Annotated in this window: 18 protein-coding genes and 1 pseudogene; 9 read left to right on the forward strand and 10 right to left on the reverse strand. The window is 65.7% G+C overall.

The genetic code is table 11. The features are described 5' to 3' along the window. Positions 1-294: 294 nt before the first annotated feature. Positions 295-651 (reverse strand): annotated as a pseudogene (locus EAH84_RS00005) (transposase); the annotation flags it as partial. 221 nt (positions 652-872) lie between these two features. Between EAH84_RS00005 and EAH84_RS00010 the strand changes: the two are divergent. Continuing rightward, positions 873-1,574 (forward strand): ZIP family metal transporter, encoded by a 702-nt coding sequence (locus tag EAH84_RS00010; protein ID WP_140865859.1) that lies wholly within the window; start codon positions 873-875, stop codon positions 1,572-1,574. A 50-nt stretch (positions 1,575-1,624) separates the two neighbouring features. Here EAH84_RS00010 and dnaJ read toward each other — a convergent pair whose 3' ends face one another. Together dnaJ and dnaK are read right to left on the reverse strand one after the other, a co-directional pair. Then, entirely contained in the window at positions 1,625-2,749 is a 1,125-nt protein-coding gene (gene dnaJ, locus EAH84_RS00015; protein WP_140865862.1) for a molecular chaperone DnaJ, read from the reverse strand. Positions 2,750-2,863: 114 nt separating this feature from the next. Further along, positions 2,864-4,783: a molecular chaperone DnaK gene (gene dnaK / locus EAH84_RS00020; protein ID WP_140865865.1), complete on the reverse strand. Its 1,920-nt coding sequence runs from the start codon at positions 4,781-4,783 to the stop codon at positions 2,864-2,866. 168 nt (positions 4,784-4,951) lie between these two features. Between dnaK and EAH84_RS00025 the strand changes: the two genes are divergently transcribed. From EAH84_RS00025 to EAH84_RS00035, 3 genes are all read left to right on the forward strand, one after another. Then, positions 4,952-5,404: a copper chaperone PCu(A)C gene (locus EAH84_RS00025; protein ID WP_140865868.1), complete on the forward strand. Its 453-nt coding sequence runs from the start codon at positions 4,952-4,954 to the stop codon at positions 5,402-5,404. A 13-nt stretch (positions 5,405-5,417) separates the two neighbouring features. Continuing rightward, complete coding sequence (locus EAH84_RS00030; RefSeq protein ID WP_140865871.1) at positions 5,418-5,882, forward strand: vgr related protein; 465 nt, start codon at positions 5,418-5,420, stop codon at positions 5,880-5,882. 61 nt (positions 5,883-5,943) lie between these two features. Then, entirely contained in the window at positions 5,944-6,360 is a 417-nt protein-coding gene (locus EAH84_RS00035) for an acyl-CoA thioesterase (protein WP_140865874.1), read from the forward strand. On the opposite strand, the gene EAH84_RS00040 is transcribed toward EAH84_RS00035, so the two are convergent. The 6 genes from EAH84_RS00040 to EAH84_RS00065 all read right to left on the reverse strand — a co-directional run bounded on the left by EAH84_RS00040 (position 6,345) and on the right by EAH84_RS00065 (position 13,742). Continuing rightward, positions 6,345-6,785 (reverse strand): CHRD domain-containing protein, encoded by a 441-nt coding sequence (locus EAH84_RS00040; protein WP_161978301.1) that lies wholly within the window; start codon positions 6,783-6,785, stop codon positions 6,345-6,347. The genes EAH84_RS00035 and EAH84_RS00040 overlap by 16 nt on opposite strands. A gap of 73 nt (positions 6,786-6,858) precedes the next feature. Then, positions 6,859-7,782 carry a right-handed parallel beta-helix repeat-containing protein gene (locus EAH84_RS00045; protein WP_140865879.1) on the reverse strand — a complete coding sequence of 308 codons (924 nt, stop codon included), beginning with the start codon at positions 7,780-7,782 and terminating at the stop codon, positions 6,859-6,861. A 137-nt stretch (positions 7,783-7,919) separates the two neighbouring features. Beyond that, positions 7,920-10,607, reverse strand: coding sequence for a methionine synthase (gene metH, locus EAH84_RS00050; protein WP_140865882.1), 2,688 nt, complete (start codon positions 10,605-10,607; stop codon positions 7,920-7,922). Between the two features lie 127 nt (positions 10,608-10,734). After that, positions 10,735-11,781 (reverse strand): homocysteine S-methyltransferase family protein, encoded by a 1,047-nt coding sequence (locus tag EAH84_RS00055; protein ID WP_140865885.1) that lies wholly within the window; start codon positions 11,779-11,781, stop codon positions 10,735-10,737. A 69-nt stretch (positions 11,782-11,850) separates the two neighbouring features. Beyond that, positions 11,851-12,792 carry a methylenetetrahydrofolate reductase [NAD(P)H] gene (gene metF / locus EAH84_RS00060; RefSeq protein ID WP_140865887.1) on the reverse strand — a complete coding sequence of 314 codons (942 nt, stop codon included), beginning with the start codon at positions 12,790-12,792 and terminating at the stop codon, positions 11,851-11,853. Continuing rightward, on the reverse strand, positions 12,789-13,742 hold the full coding sequence (locus tag EAH84_RS00065) for an ArsR/SmtB family transcription factor (protein ID WP_140865890.1): 954 nt from the start codon (positions 13,740-13,742) through the stop codon (positions 12,789-12,791). The genes metF and EAH84_RS00065 overlap by 4 nt, the downstream gene beginning before the upstream one ends. Before the next feature lie 152 nt (positions 13,743-13,894). On the opposite strand from EAH84_RS00065, the gene EAH84_RS00070 reads away from it, so the two are divergent. The 5 genes from EAH84_RS00070 to EAH84_RS00090 all read left to right on the forward strand — a co-directional run bounded on the left by EAH84_RS00070 (position 13,895) and on the right by EAH84_RS00090 (position 17,891). Further along, positions 13,895-14,227 carry a hypothetical protein gene (locus EAH84_RS00070; protein WP_140865893.1) on the forward strand — a complete coding sequence of 111 codons (333 nt, stop codon included), beginning with the start codon at positions 13,895-13,897 and terminating at the stop codon, positions 14,225-14,227. Beyond that, positions 14,224-14,451, forward strand: a complete 228-nt coding sequence (locus EAH84_RS00075) for a hypothetical protein (RefSeq protein ID WP_140865895.1) — start codon at positions 14,224-14,226, stop codon at positions 14,449-14,451. Before EAH84_RS00070 ends, EAH84_RS00075 begins: the two co-directional genes overlap by 4 nt. Next, positions 14,448-15,404: an aldo/keto reductase gene (locus EAH84_RS00080; protein WP_140865898.1), complete on the forward strand. Its 957-nt coding sequence runs from the start codon at positions 14,448-14,450 to the stop codon at positions 15,402-15,404. Before EAH84_RS00075 ends, EAH84_RS00080 begins: the two co-directional genes overlap by 4 nt. A 73-nt stretch (positions 15,405-15,477) precedes the next feature. Continuing rightward, the gene (locus tag EAH84_RS00085; protein ID WP_140865900.1) at positions 15,478-16,410 is read left to right on the forward strand and encodes an ABC transporter ATP-binding protein; all 933 of its coding nucleotides are present in this window, start codon (positions 15,478-15,480) and stop codon (positions 16,408-16,410) included. After that, positions 16,407-17,891: an ABC transporter permease gene (locus EAH84_RS00090; RefSeq protein WP_161978302.1), complete on the forward strand. Its 1,485-nt coding sequence runs from the start codon at positions 16,407-16,409 to the stop codon at positions 17,889-17,891. Before EAH84_RS00085 ends, EAH84_RS00090 begins: the two co-directional genes overlap by 4 nt. Positions 17,892-18,056: 165 nt before the next feature. Here the strand turns inward: EAH84_RS00090 and EAH84_RS00095 are convergent, their stop codons facing one another. Continuing rightward, positions 18,057-19,652 (reverse strand): isocitrate lyase, encoded by a 1,596-nt coding sequence (locus EAH84_RS00095; protein ID WP_140865906.1) that lies wholly within the window; start codon positions 19,650-19,652, stop codon positions 18,057-18,059. Positions 19,653-19,792: the final 140 nt, after the last annotated feature.

Below are 19,792 nucleotides of genomic sequence, written 5' to 3' on the forward strand. Positions count from 1 at the left end.
TGCGACACGGTCGCGATTATGATCATGGGCCAGCGATGGCCTGATTCAGGGTTCGCGGCCGCCGCTCGGGCTGCCGTGCACGATGTCTGTGGAGGTGGAAGATAGATGGCTTAACGGTCGAACCGGCGCCCCGGCAGCCTGACTAAAAATGTGGTGTACGACACCGCGAACTTTATGAGGCCCGGAGCGCGCGGAACCCATCTTGGCCAAGGCTCGACCTTGAGACCGGATACGTTGATGCAGACCAGCAAGCTGTCAAAAAATCACCCTTGCAGACGGGGCGGGCCATACGTTTTTTGGGCCTGCGGCCCGGGACACGGCCTCGCGGAGCAGCTCGTTCTCCATGGCCTTCTTGCCGAGCAGCCGATGCAACTCGCGAACCTGCGCCTCGAGCGCGCGGTACTCGGAGGCTGGCACCACTTCTTCGCCAGCGCCCGCCGCCGTCAGCGCGCCCTGGGTCATCAACCGCCGCCAGGTGAAGATCTGATTGCCGCCGATGCCGTGCCGACGAGCAACGAGCGACACGCTCATTCCTGGCAAATACGTCTCCTCCACGATCCGGACTTTCTCCTCCGGTGTCCACCGCCTCCGGCGCTGAACACCGGAGAGAATCTCGCCATCATTGTATCGCCTGGTCGTACCGTCAGTCATATGCCTCACTCCTATCCAAGAGCGGGGCCCTGTCAGGTCATTTAAGGGGCCACATCACAGGGTGGAGCTTGAGACGGTGATCAGTTCGTCACTTCACCCCTTCGGTGGCATTTTGTCCGTCGGTTTACAGACGGCCCACTCGTATATAGTTACGAAGTCGAAGCATATTCATGCTCGACCGGCGCCGCACCGATCGCTGATCGCGCAGACGGGACATTACCTTGCTCACCACGATCGTTGTCGTCTTCGTCGTATCGGGTGCGCTCCTCCTGGGTGCGGCATGGGGTATATTCTGGTACCTGCCGAAGCAGCTTGAAGGCTTCCTGATCGCGCTGGCGGGCGGTGCGCTGATCGTCTCTGCGCTGTCCGAACTGATCGAGCCCGCGTTGGCAAAGACCTCGCTTCTATGGGTCACGGGGTTCGTCGCCGCAGGAGCCGTTGTCTTCACCATCGCCGATAAGCTGGTCGGGGAAAACCTCGGCGAGAAGAGTGGTGGGGGACTGCTGGCATCGATTACGTTGGATGGAATTCCCGAGAATTTGGCGTTGGGTGTTGCGCTGATCGGCGCGGGGCCGATGCAGGTTGCAGCGCTCGCCGGGTCGATCTTTTTATCAAATTTGCCCGAGGCTGCTGGGGGTGCGAAAGAGATGGCCCAGAACCGCTCCAAGGGGCAGGTTTTTGGGTTGTGGGCGGCAACGGCGCTCTTGCTGTCTGTGGCAGCGATTGCGGGTAATCTGCTTCTCGCGGGGGTCGCGCCGGAATATCTCGCGGCGATCCGGTGCTTTGCGGCTGGCGCTGTCATTGCTTCGCTTGCGACCGCGGTATTCCCGAAAGCCTATCGCGAGGAAAGCTATACCACAGGGCTCGCCACGGCGCTGGGACTACTCCTTGCCCTTGCGTTGGGCGAACTGGGCGGCAAGTAACGCGCCCCGGGACACCAGCGCCCGCCCGAACGGCGGCCCGGTTCACCGCATCACTCGCCCGCGAACACACCCTTGAGCTTCGCAAAAAAGCCCTGGCTGGCGGGGCATTCGTCGCCGGTTTCGGTTTCGCGGAACATTTCGAGCAGTTCCTTCTGACGCAGCGACAGTTTCGTCGGGGTTTCGACATCGACCTGGATGACGAGATCGCCGTGGCCGCGGCCCTGGAGCACCGGCATCCCCGCGCCGCGCTGGCGCAGTTGCTTGCCCGACTGGATGCCCGCCGGAATCTTGATGTCGTGGGTTTCGCCGTCGAGCCCGGGAATCGCGATCGACCCGCCGAGCGAGGCGGTGGTGAAGCTGAGCGGGGCGCGCGCGAACAACGTGGTGCCTTCGCGTTCGAAGATCGCGTGGCGCTTGACGTGGAGGAAAATGTAGAGGTCGCCCGCGGGCGCGCCGCGCGGGCCGGCCTCGCCTTCGCTGGCCAGCCTGATCCGCGTGCCCTCGTCGACCCCGGGGGGGACGTTGACCGACAGCGTCTTGGTCTTGTCGACGCGCCCGTCGCCGCGGCAATCGGGGCACGGATCGGCAATCATCTCGCCGGTGCCCTGGCAGACCGGGCAGGCGCGCTCGACGACGAAGAAGCCCTGTTGCGCGCGCACCTTGCCGTGACCGTTGCACTGCTGGCAGGTCTTGGCGCGGGTGCCGGGGCGCGCGCCCGATCCGTCGCAGGTGTCGCATTGCGCCGAGACGTCGATCGTCACCTCGGTCGATTTGCCGTGATACGCCTCCTCGAGGCTGATCTCCATGTCGTAGCGCAGATCCGCGCCGCGCCGCTGCTGCTGGCGCCCGCCGCCGCCGCGTGCCCCGCCCATGAATTCGCCGAAAACGCTTTCGAAAATGTCGGAAAAGCCGCCGAAATCCTGCGCGCCGCCGCCACCGCCGCCGTTCGCGAACGCGGCGTGGCCGTAGCGATCATAGGCGGCGCGTTTCTGCGGGTCCCTCAGGACCTCATACGCCTCGCTGACCGCCTTGAATTTCGATTCCGAATTCTTGCACCCGGCGTTTTTGTCCGGATGGTATTTCATCGCGAGCTTGCGATACGACGATTTCAACGTCGTCGCATCCGCGGTCCGCTCGCATTCGAGCAGCTCGTAATAATCGACTTGGGTACTCATTCAGCCGCCCTCAAAGCCCTCCGGGAGAGGGTTGGAGAGGGACAGTTCCACTATAAGTCGCCCGGAACTGCCCCTCTCCCCGGCCCTCTCCCCGGAGGGGAGAGGGAGATTCAATTACGCCTTCTGGCTATCGTCCACTTCGGAGAATTCGGCGTCGACGACATCCTCGTCGCCGCCCGCTTCCGACCCCGCCGCAGTGCCATCGGCGGCGGGCGAGGCGTCGGCCTGCGCCTGCTGCTCGTAGATCGCCTGGCCGAGCTTCATCGCGACCTGGGCGAGCGCCTGGCTTTTTTCGGTCATCGCATCGGGATCGCCACCCTCGACCGCAGTCTTGGTCTCGGCAATCGCCGCCTCGATTTCGGCCTTCAGCGACGCATCGACCTTGTCGCCGTTGTCGGCGAGCTGGCGTTCGGTGGTGTGGACCAGGCTTTCGGCATTGTTCTTCGCCTCCGCCGCGGCTTTCCGCTTCTTGTCCTCCTCGGCGAACTGTTCGGCGTCGCGGACCATCTGGTCGATGTCCGAATCCGACAGGCCACCGCTGGCCTGAATCTTGATCTGCTGTTCCTTGCCGGTGCCCTTGTCCTTGGCGCTGACGTTGACGAGGCCGTTGGCGTCGATGTCGAACGTGACCTCGATCTGCGGCACGCCGCGCGGCGCAGGGGGGATGCCGACGAGGTCGAACTGGCCGAGCATCTTGTTGTCGGCCGCCATCTCGCGCTCGCCCTGGAACACGCGGATCGTCACCGCGCCCTGGTTGTCGTCCGCGGTCGAATAGGTCTGCGCCTTCTTGGTCGGGATCGTCGTGTTGCGATCGATCATCCGCGTAAACACGCCGCCCAGCGTCTCGATGCCAAGCGATAGCGGGGTCACGTCGAGCAGCAGCACGTCCTTGACGTCGCCCTGGAGCACGCCCGCCTGGATCGCGGCGCCCATCGCAACGACTTCATCGGGGTTGACGCCGGTGTGCGGCTCCTTGCCGAAGAAATCCTTCACGACATCGCGGACGCGCGGCATACGGGTCATTCCGCCGACCATCACGACTTCGCTGATATCCGCCGCCTTGACGCCCGCATCGGCGAGCGCCTTCTTGCACGGATCGAGCGTGCGCTTGATCAGATCCTCGACCAGCTTTTCGAGGTCGGAACGGGTGATCGTGCGGACCAGATGCTTCGGGCCGTTCTGATCGGCGGTGATGAAGGGAAGATTGACCTCGGTCGACTGCGCCGACGACAGTTCGATCTTCGCCTTTTCGGCGGCTTCCTTGAGCCGCTGGAGCGCGAGTTTGTCCTTGGCGAGGTCGATGCCCTCGTCCTTCTTGAAGCCTTCGGCGAGATATTCGACGATCTTGTTGTCGAAATCCTCACCGCCGAGGAAGGTGTCGCCGTTGGTCGCCTTCACCTCGAACACGCCGTCGCCGATCTCGAGGATCGAGATGTCGAAGGTGCCGCCGCCGAGGTCATAGACCGCGATCAGCTTGCCGTCCTGCTTCTCCATCCCATAGGCGAGCGCAGCCGCGGTCGGCTCGTTGATGATGCGCAGCACTTCGAGGCCCGCGATCTGACCCGCGTCCTTGGTCGCCTGGCGCTGGGCGTCGTTGAAATAGGCGGGGACGGTGATCACCGCCTGCGTCACGGTCTCGCCGAGATAGCTCTCGGCGGTTTCCTTCATCTTCTGGAGCGTGAAGGCCGAAATCTGCGACGGGCTGTAATCCTTGCCGCCCGCGTTGACCCACGCATCGCCGTTGGGGCCGCGTGCGATCTTATAGGGCACCAGTTCGGTGTCCTTCTTGGTGATCGGGTCGTCGAACCGGCGCCCGATCAGCCGCTTGACCGCGAAGATCGTGTTGTCGCCGTTGGTGACCGCCTGGCGCTTGGCCGGCTGACCGACCAGCCGCTCGCCGTCTTTGGCGAACGCGACGATCGACGGCGTGGTGCGCGCGCCTTCCGCATTCTCGATCACCTTGGGCTTGCCGCCCTCCATGACAGCGACGCAGCTGTTGGTGGTTCCGAGGTCGATACCGATTACTTTTGCCATGTGTGCTTCTCAAGCCCCTCACAACGAATAAAACCCACAAGGTCACACCCCGTTACGGCTGCGCAACCTCTCTTGCTGTCCGCGATATAGGTGGGGTTCGGCTTGCCGCAAGATTGCCCGGAACCTAGAGCGGGCGCATCAATCGACGATCGGACGAGGAAGACCGCGATGCGCACCCTGTTGGCACGAAGCTGCCTTGCCGGATCGGCGGCGCTGTGGCTCGCGGGGTGCGGCGGGCCGCAGCAGGTGAGCGTCGACCATGCCTGGGTGCGGCTATCGGCGATCAAGACCAACCCGGCGGCGGCGTATTTCACGATCCATGGCGGGCCGCAGGACCGGACGCTGGTCGCGGTGTCCGCCGATGCCGCGGTGAAGGCAGAAATGCACGAAACGATGAAAAGCGACGAGGGCATGTCGACGATGGAGCCGGTCGCCGCGGTGCCGGTACCCGCCAAGACCGAGGTCGCGTTCAAGCCCGGCGGACGTCACGTCATGCTGTTCGACGTCAATCCCGGGATCAAGCCGGGGTCCGCGCTGACGCTGACCTTCACCTTTGCGAACGGCGAACGGATCGTCGAACGCGCCGCCGTCATCGCCGCGGGCGACCCCGCGCCGCAATGACGCCCATTCTGCAATGACCGGCGCGCGCGCCCTGAGCGCGGGCGAACGCGCGCTCGCGGCGGGGGTGTTCGGCGACGCGATCGATTATACGGCGGTGCGTATCGTCCAACGCAAATGGGCGTTCTTCCAGCCGCGCGAGACGGTGATGGCACCGCGCGGGTGTATCCACTTCCATCCTCGCGGGCACCGCTATCGCGCCGATTTCGCTACCGCGCCGCTCGCCGACCAGGGATTGTTCGTCCACGAGATGGTCCATGTCTGGCAGCATCAGCGCGGGGTCTGCCTGCCGCTCGCGCGCCATCCGTGGTGCCGCTATGAGTATGCGGTGAAGCCGGGGCAGCCGCTCCATCGCTACGGGATCGAACAGCAGGCAGAGATCGTCCGCCACGCGTTCCTGCTACGCGCGGGTGCCAGCGTCGTCGGTGCGCCGCCGCTGGCGCAATATGCGACGATCCTGCCGTTCACGCCGTTGCCGTAGCGTCATCCGCCGCGGCAGTTAGCGGTCGCGTTCAAGTGGTTGATCTGCTATAGGTAAATACGTGACCAGCGCCGCCATCCCGCATTATCATGCCATCGGCATCGACCCCGCCGACATCGACTTCATGGGGCATGTCAACAATGCCAGCTACCTCAAATGGGTCCAGGAAGCCGTTGTCAGCCATTGGCAGCGACTCGCGCCCGCCGACGCGGTCGCCGAGCATCTGTGGGTCGCGCTGAAGCACGAGATTACATACCGCAAGCCGACATTTCTCGATGACGAGGTGATCGCGACGGTCCTGCTCGAAAAGGTCCAGGGCGCGCGTGCGTTCTATGAGACGATCATCAAGCGCGGCGAAGAGGTGCTCGCCGAGGTGAAGTCGAGCTGGTGCTGCCTCAATGCCGAAACGCTGCGCCCTGCGCGGCTCGCGCAGAGCGTCGTCGACCGCTTCTTCCGCAAGGATCAGCCGCCGATCTGACCGCGGATCGCGCCCTTGGGGTGCGCCGCATCATGGACGTTGACGTAATAGGCGGCGGGATTGGCGATGATCCCGGCGGCGAGTTGCTTGTCGACGCCATAGCATTTGCTCGACCGGCCATCGAGGGGGGTCTCGAGCGGCAAGACCACCGGCCCCGCGATCCCGCGCGCGCCCTGATGGATGTGCGCGGCGGTCGGTGCCAGCCCCTGCGTGGTCAGGTCGACGCAGACCTGGTTGGTGGTCGCATCCGCGGTGACCTTTGCGGTGCCGGTCGCGTTGGCGTCGCCCGGGCCGGGAACCTCCTGTGCACCGACGAGCGCGGTGTTGTACGTCTGGCCGACCGTGCCAGCGATCGTCGCGCAGCCGCCGAGCGGGAGACCGATCGCGGCGGCGAAGAGCAGGGCGGATTTGGTGGTGATGGTCATGGCGGGGGCTTTCGTTCCGGAGCTGTATCGATGGAACGATGCGAGCGGCGTCGTGGTTCCGGCCCCCTCGCCTTCACCGTGCTTCGAACGGCGTGATCCCCGCGCCGAGCGCATTCGCGCCGAGCGCCAGCCGCGCGTGGCTGTAATCCGCGACGAAGGCGGGCTTCGGGGGCGCACCCGGCGCCAGCCGCGCGTCGTTGCCGACGATCTTGAGCCCCGCCGACGGATAGGTCTGCGCCTCCGCCGCGACGACGATCAGCGCCGACGCATTCTCTTTCCCGCGCCCCTGGACGAAGGTGTTGCGCGCGATCAGCCCAGTTGCGCCTTCGGACAGGTCGATCATGTAATTGGTCTTCGCGCCCGCGGTGTCGTCGAAGCTGTTGTCGGTGATCGTCACCAGCGGGCTGCGCAGCTTGAGGTAATGCCCCCCGGTCCCGCGTTCGAACCGCGAGTGCGTCACCGTCACGCTGCCCTGGTTGCCGAGATACACCGAATGCGCGCAATTGGGCGCCTGATCGCACTGGCCGAGCCCCGAGAAGGTCGACCGGTCGATCGTGATCCGCTGCGCGCTCGCCACATTGCCGAGGATCCCCTCCTGGCTGTCGAGGAAGGTCGCATCGGCGACGTCGAGATCGCCCGCTTCGATCCGGATCCCCGCGCCGTTGCCATCGGCGACGCTGTAGCCCCGAAACACGAGACCCTCTACGCGCGACGCGGTGCCGCGCAGTACCAGCGCCGCCTTGTCCTCGCACACCTCCTGTTCGAAAATCGCGGTGCCGGGCTCCGCCGCCCTGAAGGTGACGCGCCCCGCCTGCTGCACCGCGCATTGGCGATAGGTACCGGGCGCGATCAGGATCGTCCCCGTCCCGCCGCCGATCGCGCGCACCGCATCCTGCAGCGCGCCGAAATGCCGTCCGGTCTCGACGACGGTAAACGGCCCATTCGCCGCCATCGCGGGCGCGGCGAGCATCACAAGGGGGAGCAGCAAACGGCGCATCGGGCGATTCCTTCCACCGCCGACCTGCGCCGCGACTGGTCGATCCGCCAGCCGCAAACGCGGTTAATCGGACGCGGCGGGAGCGCGAACCCTTTCCGGCGGGCGCAACCGTCCCGAAATGAGCCGACGCCGGGACGTCAGCTCAGATTGGGGCGCAGATACCGTTCGGCCAGCGCACGATCGATTCCGCGGCGGGTTGCATAGTCCACGACCTGGTCCTCACCGATCCGCGCGACACCGAAATATTCGGCTTGCGGATGGCCGAAATAGAAGCCCGACACCGCTGCGGTCGGCAGCATCGCGAAGCTTTCGGTCAGGATCGTGCCCGTCGCCTCCTGCGCGTCGAGCATGTCGAACAATTGCGCTTTCAAGCTGTGTTCGGGGCAGGCGGGATAGCCCGGCGCGGGGCGGATGCCGCGATATTGTTCGCGGATCAGCGCCTCGTTGGTCAGTTGTTCGTCGGGGGCATAGCCCCATAGATCGGTGCGGACGTGACGGTGGAGCCGTTCGGCGAACGCCTCGGCCAAGCGATCGGCGAGTGCCTTGAGCAGGATGTCGTTGTAATCGTCATGGTCGGCCTTGAAGCGCGCCAGATGCGGTTCGATGCCGTGGATCGAGACCGCGAAGCCGCCGATCCAGTCGCCCTTGGGATCGATGAAATCGGCGAGACACATGTTGGCGCGGCCTTCACGCTTGGCGATCTGCTGGCGCAGGAACGGCAGCCGGACGCTTTCCTCGTGGGTGCGATCGAGGTTGGGAATGTGGAAATTCTCGGGAATGCTCGCGCCGTCGGGGCTGCGATGATCCTCGGCATGCCGGGTCTGGACCCAGACGTCGTCGTCGTGGCGATGGCACGGCCACAGCCCCGCGACGCCGCGCGCGGTGAGCCATTTTTCCGCCACGACGGTATCGAGCATCGCCTGCGCGTCGGCATAGAGCGAGCGCGCGCTTTCCCCCACCACCGCATCGTCGAGGATCGCGGGGAAATTGCCCGCCAATTCCCAGGCGCGGAAGAACGGCGTCCAGTCGATCAACTCCCGCAGGTCGTCGAGATTCCAGTTGGGGAAAACGTGCACACCAGGCTGGGTCGGCGCGCCGGGTTTCAGCGCCATGTCCGCGACGAAACCATTGGCGCGCGCGCGGTCAAGCGGCAGCAGCGCATTCTGCGTCTTGCCTTCGCGCGCGGCGCGGACCGCGGCGTAATCCGCATCGGTCTTGGCGACGAAATCGTCGCGGATCGTGTCCGACACCAGCGTCGTCGCCACGCCTACTGCGCGGCTCGCGTCGAGGACGTGGACGACCGGGCCGTCATAGGCGGGCGCGATCCGCAGCGCGGTGTGGACCTTCGACGTGGTCGCGCCGCCGATCAGCAACGGCATCGTCATTTTGGCGCGCTTCATCTCTTCGGCGACGGTCACCATTTCATCGAGCGAGGGGGTGATGAGCCCCGATAGCCCGATCATGTCGGCGTCGTTCTCGTTCGCGGCCTCGAGGATCTTCGACCAGGGCACCATCACGCCGAGGTCGACCACCTCGAACCCGTTGCACTGGAGCACGACGCCGACGATGTTCTTGCCGATATCGTGGACGTCGCCCTTGACGGTCGCCATGATGATCTTGCCCTTGCCCTTGGCGCCGGGCTCCTTGGCGGCCTCGATGAACGGCAACAGGTGCGCGACCGCCTTCTTCATCACGCGCGCCGATTTCACCACCTGCGGCAGGAACATCTTGCCCGATCCGAACAGGTCGCCGACGACGTTCATCCCGTCCATCAGCGGACCTTCGATCACTTCGATCGGGCGACCGCCGCGGTCCAGAACCTGCTGGCGCGCTTCCTCGGTATCGTCGACGACATGCGCGTCGATTCCCTTGACCAGCGCATGTTCGAGCCGCTTGTCGACCCCCCAGCTGCGCCATTCGGCCGCCTGCTTCTCCGCGACCTCATCGGTCCCACGATAGCGTTCGGCGAGCGCGACCAGCCGCTCGCCCGCGTCGGGGTCGCGGTTGAGGATCACGTCCTCGCACGCCTGCCGCAGTTCGGCGTCGATCATGTCGTACACGTCGAGCTGCCCGGCGTTGACGATCGCCATGTCCATCCCCGCGGGGATCGCATGATACAGGAACACCGAATGCATCGCGCGGCGCACCGGTTCGTTGCCGCGGAAGCTGAACGACAGGTTCGACAGTCCGCCCGAGATATGAACGTGCGGGCAGCGCACCTTGATGACGCGGACCGCCTCGATGAAATCGACCGCGTAATTGTTGTGTTCCTCGATCCCCGTCGCGATCGCGAACACATTGGGATCGAAAATGATATCCTCGGGCGGGAAGCCGATCCCGGTGAGCAGGTCATAAGCGCGCGCGCAGATCTCGATCTTGCGGTCCTGCGTATCGGCCTGACCGACCTCGTCGAACGCCATCACCACGACCGCGGCGCCATAGGCCATGCACTTCTTCGCCTGATCGAGGAACGGCGCCTCGCCCTCCTTCATGCTGATCGAATTGACGATCGGCTTGCCCGACACGCATTTCAACCCGGCCTCGATCACGCTCCATTTCGAGCTGTCGACCATCACCGGGATGCGCGCGATGTCGGGCTCAGCGGCGATCAGCTTCAGGAAGGTCGTCATCGCGTGGTGCGCGTCGAGCAGGCCTTCGTCCATGTTGACGTCGAGCACCTGCGCACCCGCCTCGACCTGTTGCAGCGCGACCGCGACCGCGGCGGGATAATCGCCCGCCATGATCAGCTTCTTGAAGCGCGCCGAGCCGGTGACGTTGGTGCGTTCGCCGATATTGACGAAGGAGGTGGAGGAATTGGTGGTCATGTCATTTCTTCTTCCCCCCTCCCGCTTGCGGGAGGGGTCGGGGGAGGGCCTGCCTTGACTCAATCGAACGCCAGGATCGGAAGGACAGGCCCTCCCCTAGCCCCTCCCGCACGCGGGAGGGGAACATTCACGCCGCCATCGTCATTGGCTCCAGCCCCGCGAGGCGGGTTCGCACCGCGGGGACCGGGACGACGCGCGGCGCGAGCCCCGCGACCCCGTCGGCGATCGCCTTGATGTGCGCAGGGGTCGATCCGCAGCAGCCGCCGAGCACGTTGACTTGGCCCGCCTCGGCCCATTCGCCGACCAGCCCCGCGGTCGTCGCGGGCATCTCGTCATATTCACCGAGTTCGTTGGGCAGCCCGGCGTTGGGATAGACCATGATCAGCGTGTCGCAGATCTCGCTCAGCACCTTGACGTGCGGGCGCAGCTGCTCCGCACCAAACGAACAGTTGAGCCCGATCGTCAGCGGGCGGGCATGGCGAACCGCGTGCCAGAACGCCTCGACGGTATGTCCCGACAGGTTGCGCCCCGACAGGTCGGTGAGCGTCATCGACAGCATGATCGGGAGATCGCGACCGAGATCGTCTGCCGCCTCGATCGCGGCCATCACGCCGGCCTTGGCGTTGAGCGTGTCGAACACCGTCTCGATCAGGATGAAGTCCGCACCACCCTCGACCAGCGCGTCGATCTGTTCGCGGTAGACGTCCTTCAACTCGTCGAAGTCGATTTCGCGAAACCCCGGATCGTTGACGTCGGGGCTGAGCGAAAGCGTCTTGTTGGTCGGCCCGACCGCGCCCGCGACGAACCGCGGGCGACCGTCGCGCGCCTGATATTCGTCCGCCAACCGCCGCGCGAGTTGTGCCGAGGCGACGTTGATGTCGCGCACCAGCGCCTGCGCGCCATAATCGGCCTGGCTGATCCGGTTGGCGGAGAAGGTATTGGTCTCGGCGATGTCGGCCCCCGCCTCGAAATAGGCGCGGTGGATGGTCTCGATCACCTCGGGCTTGGTCAGCACGAGGATGTCGTTGTTGCCCTTCTGGTCATGACCGAGCGTCAGGTCGCCCGCATAATCGGCCTCCGACAGTTTCCAGTTCTGAATCTCGGTGCCGAACGCGCCGTCGGTGATCAGGATGCGCTCGGCGGCGGCGGTGCGGAATTGGTCGCGAGGGGTCATTTTCGATTCCTTTGGGTCCCCGCGAAGGCGGGGACCCAGTCTGGGCTCCCGCCTTCGCGGGAGAACAAATTACGCCGCCGCTTCGGTCGCGACGGAGGTCGCGCGCACCCCGAGCAGGTGGCAGATCGCATAGGCGAGTTCGGCGCGGTTGAGCGTGTAGAAATGGAGCTGCTTGACCCCGCCCGCGTACAGCTTGCGGCTGAGTTCGGCGGCGATCGTCGCCGCAACCAGCTGGCGCGCCGCGGGACGATCGTCGAGCCCGTCGAACAGCCGCGCCATCCATGCAGGCACGTCGGTGCCGCACATCGCGCTCATCCGCACGACGCTGGCGAAATTGGCGACGGGCATGATGCCCGGCACAATTTCCGCGTCGATCCCCGCCGCCGCGAGCCGATCGCGGTAGCGGAAGAAGGTGTCGGGTTCGTGGAAGAATTGCGTGATCGCGCGGGTCGCGCCCGCGTCCATCTTGCGCTTGAGGTTGTCGAGATCGGCGGCGTCGTCGGCCGAATCGGGATGGCATTCGGGATAGGCCGCGACCGAAATCTCGAACGGGTGGAGCCGCTTGAGCCCCGCGACCAACGCCGCGGCATTCTCATAGCCGCCGGGATGCGGGGCGAACGTCGCGCCCGCGGTCGGCATGTCGCCGCGCAGCGCGACGATGTGGCGCACCCCCGCGGCCCAATATTCCCGCGCGACCTGGTCGACCTCGTCACGCGTCGCCTCGACGCAGGTGAGGTGCGCGGCGGCGGCGAGGCTGGTGTCGCGCTGGATCCGTGCGACGGTGGCGTGGGTGCGTTCACGCGTCGATCCGCCCGCGCCATAGGTGACCGACACGAAGCGCGGGGCCAGCGGCTCTAGCGTCCGCACCGCGCCCCACAATTGCTCTTCCATCTTGTCGGTCTTGGGTGGGAAGAATTCGAAGCTCACCTCGAGCGCGCCGCCGACATCGGCGTAGAGCGGCGCGTCGAGCGCGCGGCGCGCCTCTTCGAGCTGGTTGACCGATATCGTCATGCCGCCTTCACCTCTCGCAACGTCGCGCCGGGCTTGCGCCCGAGCCACAGTCTCACCGTCAGTTCGCCGCCTTCAAGCGTCGCGGTGTCCGCGAGCTGGAGACCGGCATTGTCGAACCAGGTCGCGATCTGGTCCTCGGCGAAGCCCAGCCGGGTATGCGCGTCGCGGGTCCGCAGTTCCTCGCGGTCGTGCGGCGCGAAATCGGCGATCAATAGCCGGCCGCCGGGGCGCAATACCCGCGCCGCCTCAGAGATGCCGGCACCCGGCTGCTGCGCGAAATGGAGCACATGATGGAGGATGGCGACGTCGGCAGCGGCATCGTCCATCGGCAGTGCGTACAGGTCGGCCTGGCGCAAGTCGGTATTGGCGCGATCGTGCAGTTTCGCGCGCGCGAGCCGCAGCATCTCGCTCGACCGGTCGATCCCGAGCGCGGCGTCGGCGCGCTCCGCGAACAGTTCGAGCATCCGCCCGGTTCCGGTCCCGATATCGATCAGCGTTCCCACCGGCGCTTCGCCCAGCATCGCCGCCATCGCCGCCTCGACCTGGTCGTCGGCAACATGGAGCGAGCGGATCGCGTCCCATTCCCCCGCATGGCCTTCGAACCACGCCGCCGCGCTCGCCGCCCGGTCGGCGCGCACCGCGGCGAGCCGCGCGGCGTCGGCGACCGCCCAGTGATCGGGCTCGATCCCCGTCAGCGCATCGAGCATCGCGGCGACCGGCGCGACCCGATCGCGCGTGCCGAGCGCGACGAAGACCCAGCTGCCTTCCTTGCGACGCTCGGCAAGCCCGGCGTCGCACAGGATCTTGACGTGACGGCTGACGCGCGGCTGGCTTTGTCCCAGCACCTGCGCCAGTTCACCGACCGACAATTCCATCGATCGCAGCAGCGAAAACACCCGCAGCCGGGTCGCGTCAGCAAGCGCACGAACGATATCGAGGGCGAGCGTCATGGCGCCAGCGGACAAGGATGGGAGGGCAGACGGGAGTTCATGGGATCAACATATAAAGATATCTTTATATGTGGTCAATGCGGACCCGCGACCGCTTGCCTGCGTTGGATATCCCCTTACCCTTTAGCGTCAACGAATCACGGGAGCCTTGCATGAACCGCCTTACCCTCGCCGCCGTCGGAACCGCCGCGCTCGCGCTCGCCGCGTGCAGCCAGCATGCGCAGAACGAAAGCGCCGAGGCCGGCAACGCGATCGCCGCCGATGCCAATGCGACGATGCAGAACGCGACCAGCGACGTCGACGCATCGACCGACGCGGCGTTCGGATCGGCCGAGAACGCGATGGACCGCGCGGGGGACCGCGCGGGCGACCAGATCGACAACAGCGCCGCCCGCGCCGGTGCCGCGATCGACAATTCCGCCGACCGTGCCGCCGACGCCACCGGCAATGCGATGGTCGAGGCGGGCAACGCGGTCCGGCGATGACGCGCCGCGCCGCGCCCCTTTTGATCGCGAGCGCGCTGCTGGTCGGAACGCCGCTGCTGAGCGCGTGTTCGGGCGGCAGCGACGCCCCGCCCGGCACCACCACCGCCGACGAGGATCGCCAGCTCAACGACGCCGCCGCGATGCTCGACGCCAATAGTATCGACCTCAATGCCGTCGACGCCGAAGACGACGCAGCCGACGCCAACGAAAGCAATAACCGATGACCATCCCGACCCGCCGCCTGGGCGCCACCGAGCTCGAAATCGCGCCGCTCGTGCTGGGCGGCAACGTCTTCGACTGGACCGCGGATCGTGCCACCAGCTTCGCGGTACTCGACGCCTTCGTGGCGAGGGGCGGCACGATGATCGACACCGCCGACGTGTATTCGGCCTGGGTGCCCGGGCATCAGGGCGGCGAGTCCGAGAGCATGATCGGCGAATGGCTGAAGGCCAGCGGCAAGCGCGATTTAGTGCTGATCGCAACCAAGGTCGGGATGCTGCCGGGCGACGGCGGCGAGAAGCTCGCGCCCGCGCGGATCGCGGCGGCGGCGGAGGCGTCGCTCAAACGGCTCGGCACCGACCGGATCGATCTCTATTACGCACACCAGGACGACGAGAACGTGCCGCAGGAGGATGCGCTGGCGGCGTTCGGCAAGCTGGTCGACGTCGGCAAGGTGCGCGTGGTCGGCGCGAGCAACTTCCACGCCGCGCGGCTGAAATCCGCGGTCGATATCGGCAAGGCGGCGGATAACCTTCCCCGCTATCACGTCCTTCAGCCCGAATATAATCTCGTCAGCCGCGGCAAGTTCGAGGGCGAATTGCAGGATTATTGCATCCAGGAGAATATTGGGGTCCTGCCCTATTACGGGCTCGCATCGGGCTTCCTGACCGGCAAGTATCGCAGCGCAGACGATCTGGGCAAAAGTCCGCGCGGCAGCCGGATGACCGATTTGCTCGAGGGCAAAGGCAAGGCAGTGCTCGCCGCGATGGATCAGGTCGCGGAGGAAACCGGCGCCACGCTCGCGCAGATCGCGCTGGCGTGGTTGATCGCGCAACCCGGCGTCACCGCGCCGATCGCGAGCGCGACCAGCGTCTACCAGCTCGAGGAATCGATGGGCGCGATGACGTTGGACCTCACCCGCGAGCAGATCGACCGGCTGACCGACGCGGGCGCGTAAAGTGCGGCGTTATCCGCTTGTGTGATACCAACTTAATACAGTAGACCCCGCGGAATAACAAACGGGGGCCCGGGTGGTTAATGTACTTGAACTGGCGGGGGTTACCAAGAAGTTCGGTGATCTCGCCGCGGTCGACGACCTGAGTTTCGCGGTCCGGGAAGGCGAAGTGTTCGGCTTCCTGGGCGGCAACGGCGCGGGCAAGACCACGTCGATCCGGATGGTGCTCGATATCCTTCGCCCCACCGCGGGGACGATTAGCGTGCTCGGCCGCGCGCCCGGACGCGAGAACAGTCGCGACATCGGTTTCCTGCCCGAAGAACGCGGGCTGTACCGGCAGATGAAGGTGATCGACACGATCACCTATTTCGGGCGCCTGAAGGGAATGAGCGCCAGCGCGGCGCGATCGCATGGCCGCGAACTGCTCGCGCGGTTCGGGCTTGCCGACAATGAAAAGACCGCGGTCGACAAATTGTCGAAGGGGATGGCGCAGAAGGTTCAGCTGGCGACAGCGCTGGTCAATCGCCCGCGGTTGCTGATCCTCGATGAGCCGTTTTCGGGACTCGACCCGGTCAACCAGGGGCTGCTCGAACACGAGATCACGCGCGCGGCGCACGACGGCGCGACCGTGATCTTTTCCACCCATGTCATGCAACATGCCGAACGGCTGTGCGACCGACTGTTGCTGATCGCCAAGGGCGCCAAGAGGTTCGAGGGATCGCAGGACGAGGCGCGCGCAACCCTGCCCGCGCGGCTAAGCGTCGTGGCGCGATCGTCGCCCGCGGCGCTGCCCGGCGTCGCCGGCGCGACCGCGGTCGACGCGCCGGTCGACGGCTGGCAGCAATGGGACGTCGCGCTGGATCCGGGGGTCGATCCGGGCGCGGTGCTCGAACGATGCACCATATCGGGGGTCGCGCTGCGCCGGTTCGAACCACGGCGCGCGACGCTCCACGACGTCTTCATCCACCTCGTCGGCACCGACGCCGACGCCGGGAGCGTCGCCGCATGATCAACCATATCCTCCTCGTCGCGGCGCGCGAATTCCGCCAGATCGCGATGACCCGCAGCTTCTGGCTGACGCTCCTCATCCTGCCCGTGGCGCTCGCGATCGGGCCGCTGACGCAGCGCTTCATGAGCAAGGACGACCCCGATCGCGTCATGCTGATCGATCGCACCGGGGGATCGACCGCGCAGGCGATCGAGGCGCGGTTCGATCTCGAGCGCCAGCGCTCGATCCTGACCGACCTGTCGCGCTATGTGCAGCGTTACCATCTCGACGCCGCTGCTCCGCAGGCGCTGTGGAGCCAGCATGATCGCTGGTACAGCGATGCCGATGTCGCGCGGTTCGTCGCCGATGGCGGGGTCGCCGCCGCGCAGGCGAAGCTGACGGTGGCCGCGCCCGAGGACACGCCTGCGTTCAAACCCGACAAGCCTGATTACGCCTTCGTGGCACCGCCTCCAGCCGTCGCCCAATCCAGCGACGCCACCGTCGATGCCGCGCTCCAGCCGCTGCTCCATCCGACCGCGAAGGACGCCAAGCCGCTCGATTATGCGGTGCTGATCCCCGCCGATTTCGGCAGCAGCCCGCTCGTCCGGCTATGGGCGAACGGCAATGCCGGACCGCGGTTCGTCGGCACGCTCCAGCCGGTGCTGACGCAGCAATTGCGCGGGCGCTATCTGCAGGCGAACGGCCTGTCGCCCGCCGCGGCCCAGACCGCGAGCGATATCGCCCCCGCGCTGTCGATCAGCACGCCCCCGCCCGGCGGCGGTGCACGCGAACGCGTGTTGATCCGGTCGATCCTGCCGCTCGTTGCGTGCTATATGCTGATGATGAGCCTGATGCTGTCGGGCAGCTGGATGCTCCAGGGCACGGTCGAGGAACGATCGAACAAGCTGCTCGAAACCGTGCTCGCATGCGTCAGCCCCGAAGAGCTGATGTACGGCAAGCTCGTCGGCACCGTCGGGATCGGCTTGTCGATGATCGCGGTATGGATGCTGTGCGGCATCGGCGCGGCCTATGCCACGCAGGGCGCGATCGCGGACATGATCCGCCCCGCGCTGGAACCGCTCAATTCGGTCGGGACGATTGCGACGATGATCTATTTCTTCGTCGCGGGCTATGTCGCGATCGCGATGATCTTCCTGACGATCGGCGCGATGAGCGATTCGATGCGCGACGCGCAGGGGTATCTGACCCCGGTGCTGATGGCGATCCTGATCCCGATCACGATCCTGATCCAGGGCATTTTGAGCGGCGGCGGGGGCATCGGGATCGAGGTGCTGACGTGGATCCCGATCTACACGCCGTTTGCGGTGCTCGCGCGGCTCGGGTCGGGGCTGCCCGCGTGGGAGGTGGTCGCGACCGGGGTATTGCTCGCCGCGTTCATCGCGGTGGAACTGGTGCTACTCGGCCGCCTGTTCCGCGCCAGCCTGCTCGCGGCGGGGCAGCGGCCGAATGTCAAGACGATGCTGAACCGGATGCGGGCGTAAAGGGCCGGGTTCACGCGAAGATTTGGTGCGCGCGAAAACCTCTCTTCTTGCTTTGTCCCGGTGCGTGAACCCGATCGGCACGGAAGCGGCCCGACGCGTGAGCATCGAGCCGCTTCCCTTTAACGATCGCAATGCGTAGCCGGCGCTAACGCTTCGGCTTGAATATCACGCCGCGAACTGGTTCATCGTGTTGTGCGCGCCGCCGGCCTTGAGCGCGGCGTCGCCCGCGAAATATTCCTTGTGGTCGTCGCCGATGTCGCTGCCGGACATGTTCTGGTGCTTGACGCACGCGATGCCTTCGCGGATTTCCTTGCGCTGGACGCCCTTGACGTAACCCAGCATCCCCGCCGCGCCGAAATACTCCTTGGCGAGGTTGTCGGTGCTGAGCGCGGCGGTGTGGTAGGTCGGCAGTGTGATCAGGTGATGGAAGATCCCGGCGCGCGCCGCGGCGTCGCTCTGGAAGGTGCGGATGCGTTCGTCGGCCTCGTCGCCGAGCGCGGTGCCGTCATAGTCCACGCTCATGAGGCGGGCGCGATCATAGGCCGACACGTCCTTGCCCGCGTCCGACCACGCGTCGAACACCTGCTGGCGGAAATTCAGCGTCCAGTTGAAGCTCGGTGAATTGTTGTACACCAGCTTGGCGTTCGGAATCACGTCGCGGATGCGGTCGACCATCCCCGCGATCTGGTCGATGTGCGGCTTCTCGGTCTCGATCCACAGCAGGTCGGCACCGTTCTGCAAGCTGGCGATACAGTCCATCACGCAGCGATCCTCACCGGTCCCGGCGCGGAACTGGAACAGGTTCGACGGCAACCGCTTGGGCTTCATCAGCTTGCCGTCGCGGTTGATGATGACGTCGCCGTTGATCGTCGAGAGATCGGTGACCTCCTCGCAATCGAGGTAGCTGTTATACTGGTCGCCGAGATCGCCCGCTTCCTTGCTCACCGCGATCTGCTTGGTCAGCCCCGCGCCGAGCGAATCGGTGCGCGTCACGATGATCCCGTCCTCGACGCCGAGTTCGAGGAAGGCGTACCGGCACGCGCGGACCTTCGCGAGGAAGTCCTCGTGCGGCACGGTCACCTTGCCGTCCTGGTGCCCGCACTGCTTTTCGTCGCTGACCTGATTTTCGATCTGGAGCGCGCAGGCCCCCGCTTCGATCATCTTCTTGGCGAGCAGATACGTCGCCTCGGCGTTGCCGAAGCCCGCGTCGATATCCGCGATAATCGGCACGACATGCGTCTGATAGCCGTCGATCGCCTTCGTCAGCCGCGCCTCCTCGACCTCGTTACCCGCCGCGCGCGCGGCGTCGAGATCGCGGAACATCATGCCCAGTTCGCGCGCGTCGGCCTGGCGCAGGAAAGTGTAGAGCTCCTCGATCAGCGCGGGAACGCTGGTCTTTTCATGCATCGATTGGTCGGGCAGCGGGCCGAATTCGCTGCGCAGCGCGGCGACCATCCAGCCTGACAGGTACAGATAGCGGCGCTCGGTCGAGCCGAAATGCTTCTTGATGCTGATCATCTTCTGCTGGCCGATGAAGCCGTGCCAGCAGCCGAGCGACTGGGTGTAATTGGCGGGATCGGCGTCATAGGCCGCCATGTCGCGGCGCATGATCGCGGCGGTGTAGCGCGCGATGTCGAGCCCGGTCTGGAACCGATTCTGCACCCGCATCCGCGCCACCGCCTCGGCATCGATCCCGTCCCAGGTGCCATTATGCCCGGCGATGAGCTGGTTGGTGGCGGCGATATGCTGCTGATAGGTCACGGCTACGTCCTTTATGCGGTGGTCTGCTGAAGGATGTAGCGAACTTCACAGCGGAACAGACCGCCTATGTGCGATTTACGGCGTGGTTTTGTGAAGCAGCGCGTGATTTCCATGTCGTTATGTACGCATATTTACAATGC

Source organism: Sphingomonas oligophenolica (assembly GCF_006438955.1).
In the GTDB taxonomy this organism is placed as follows: Bacteria; Pseudomonadota; Alphaproteobacteria; order Sphingomonadales; family Sphingomonadaceae; genus Sphingomonas; species Sphingomonas oligophenolica_A.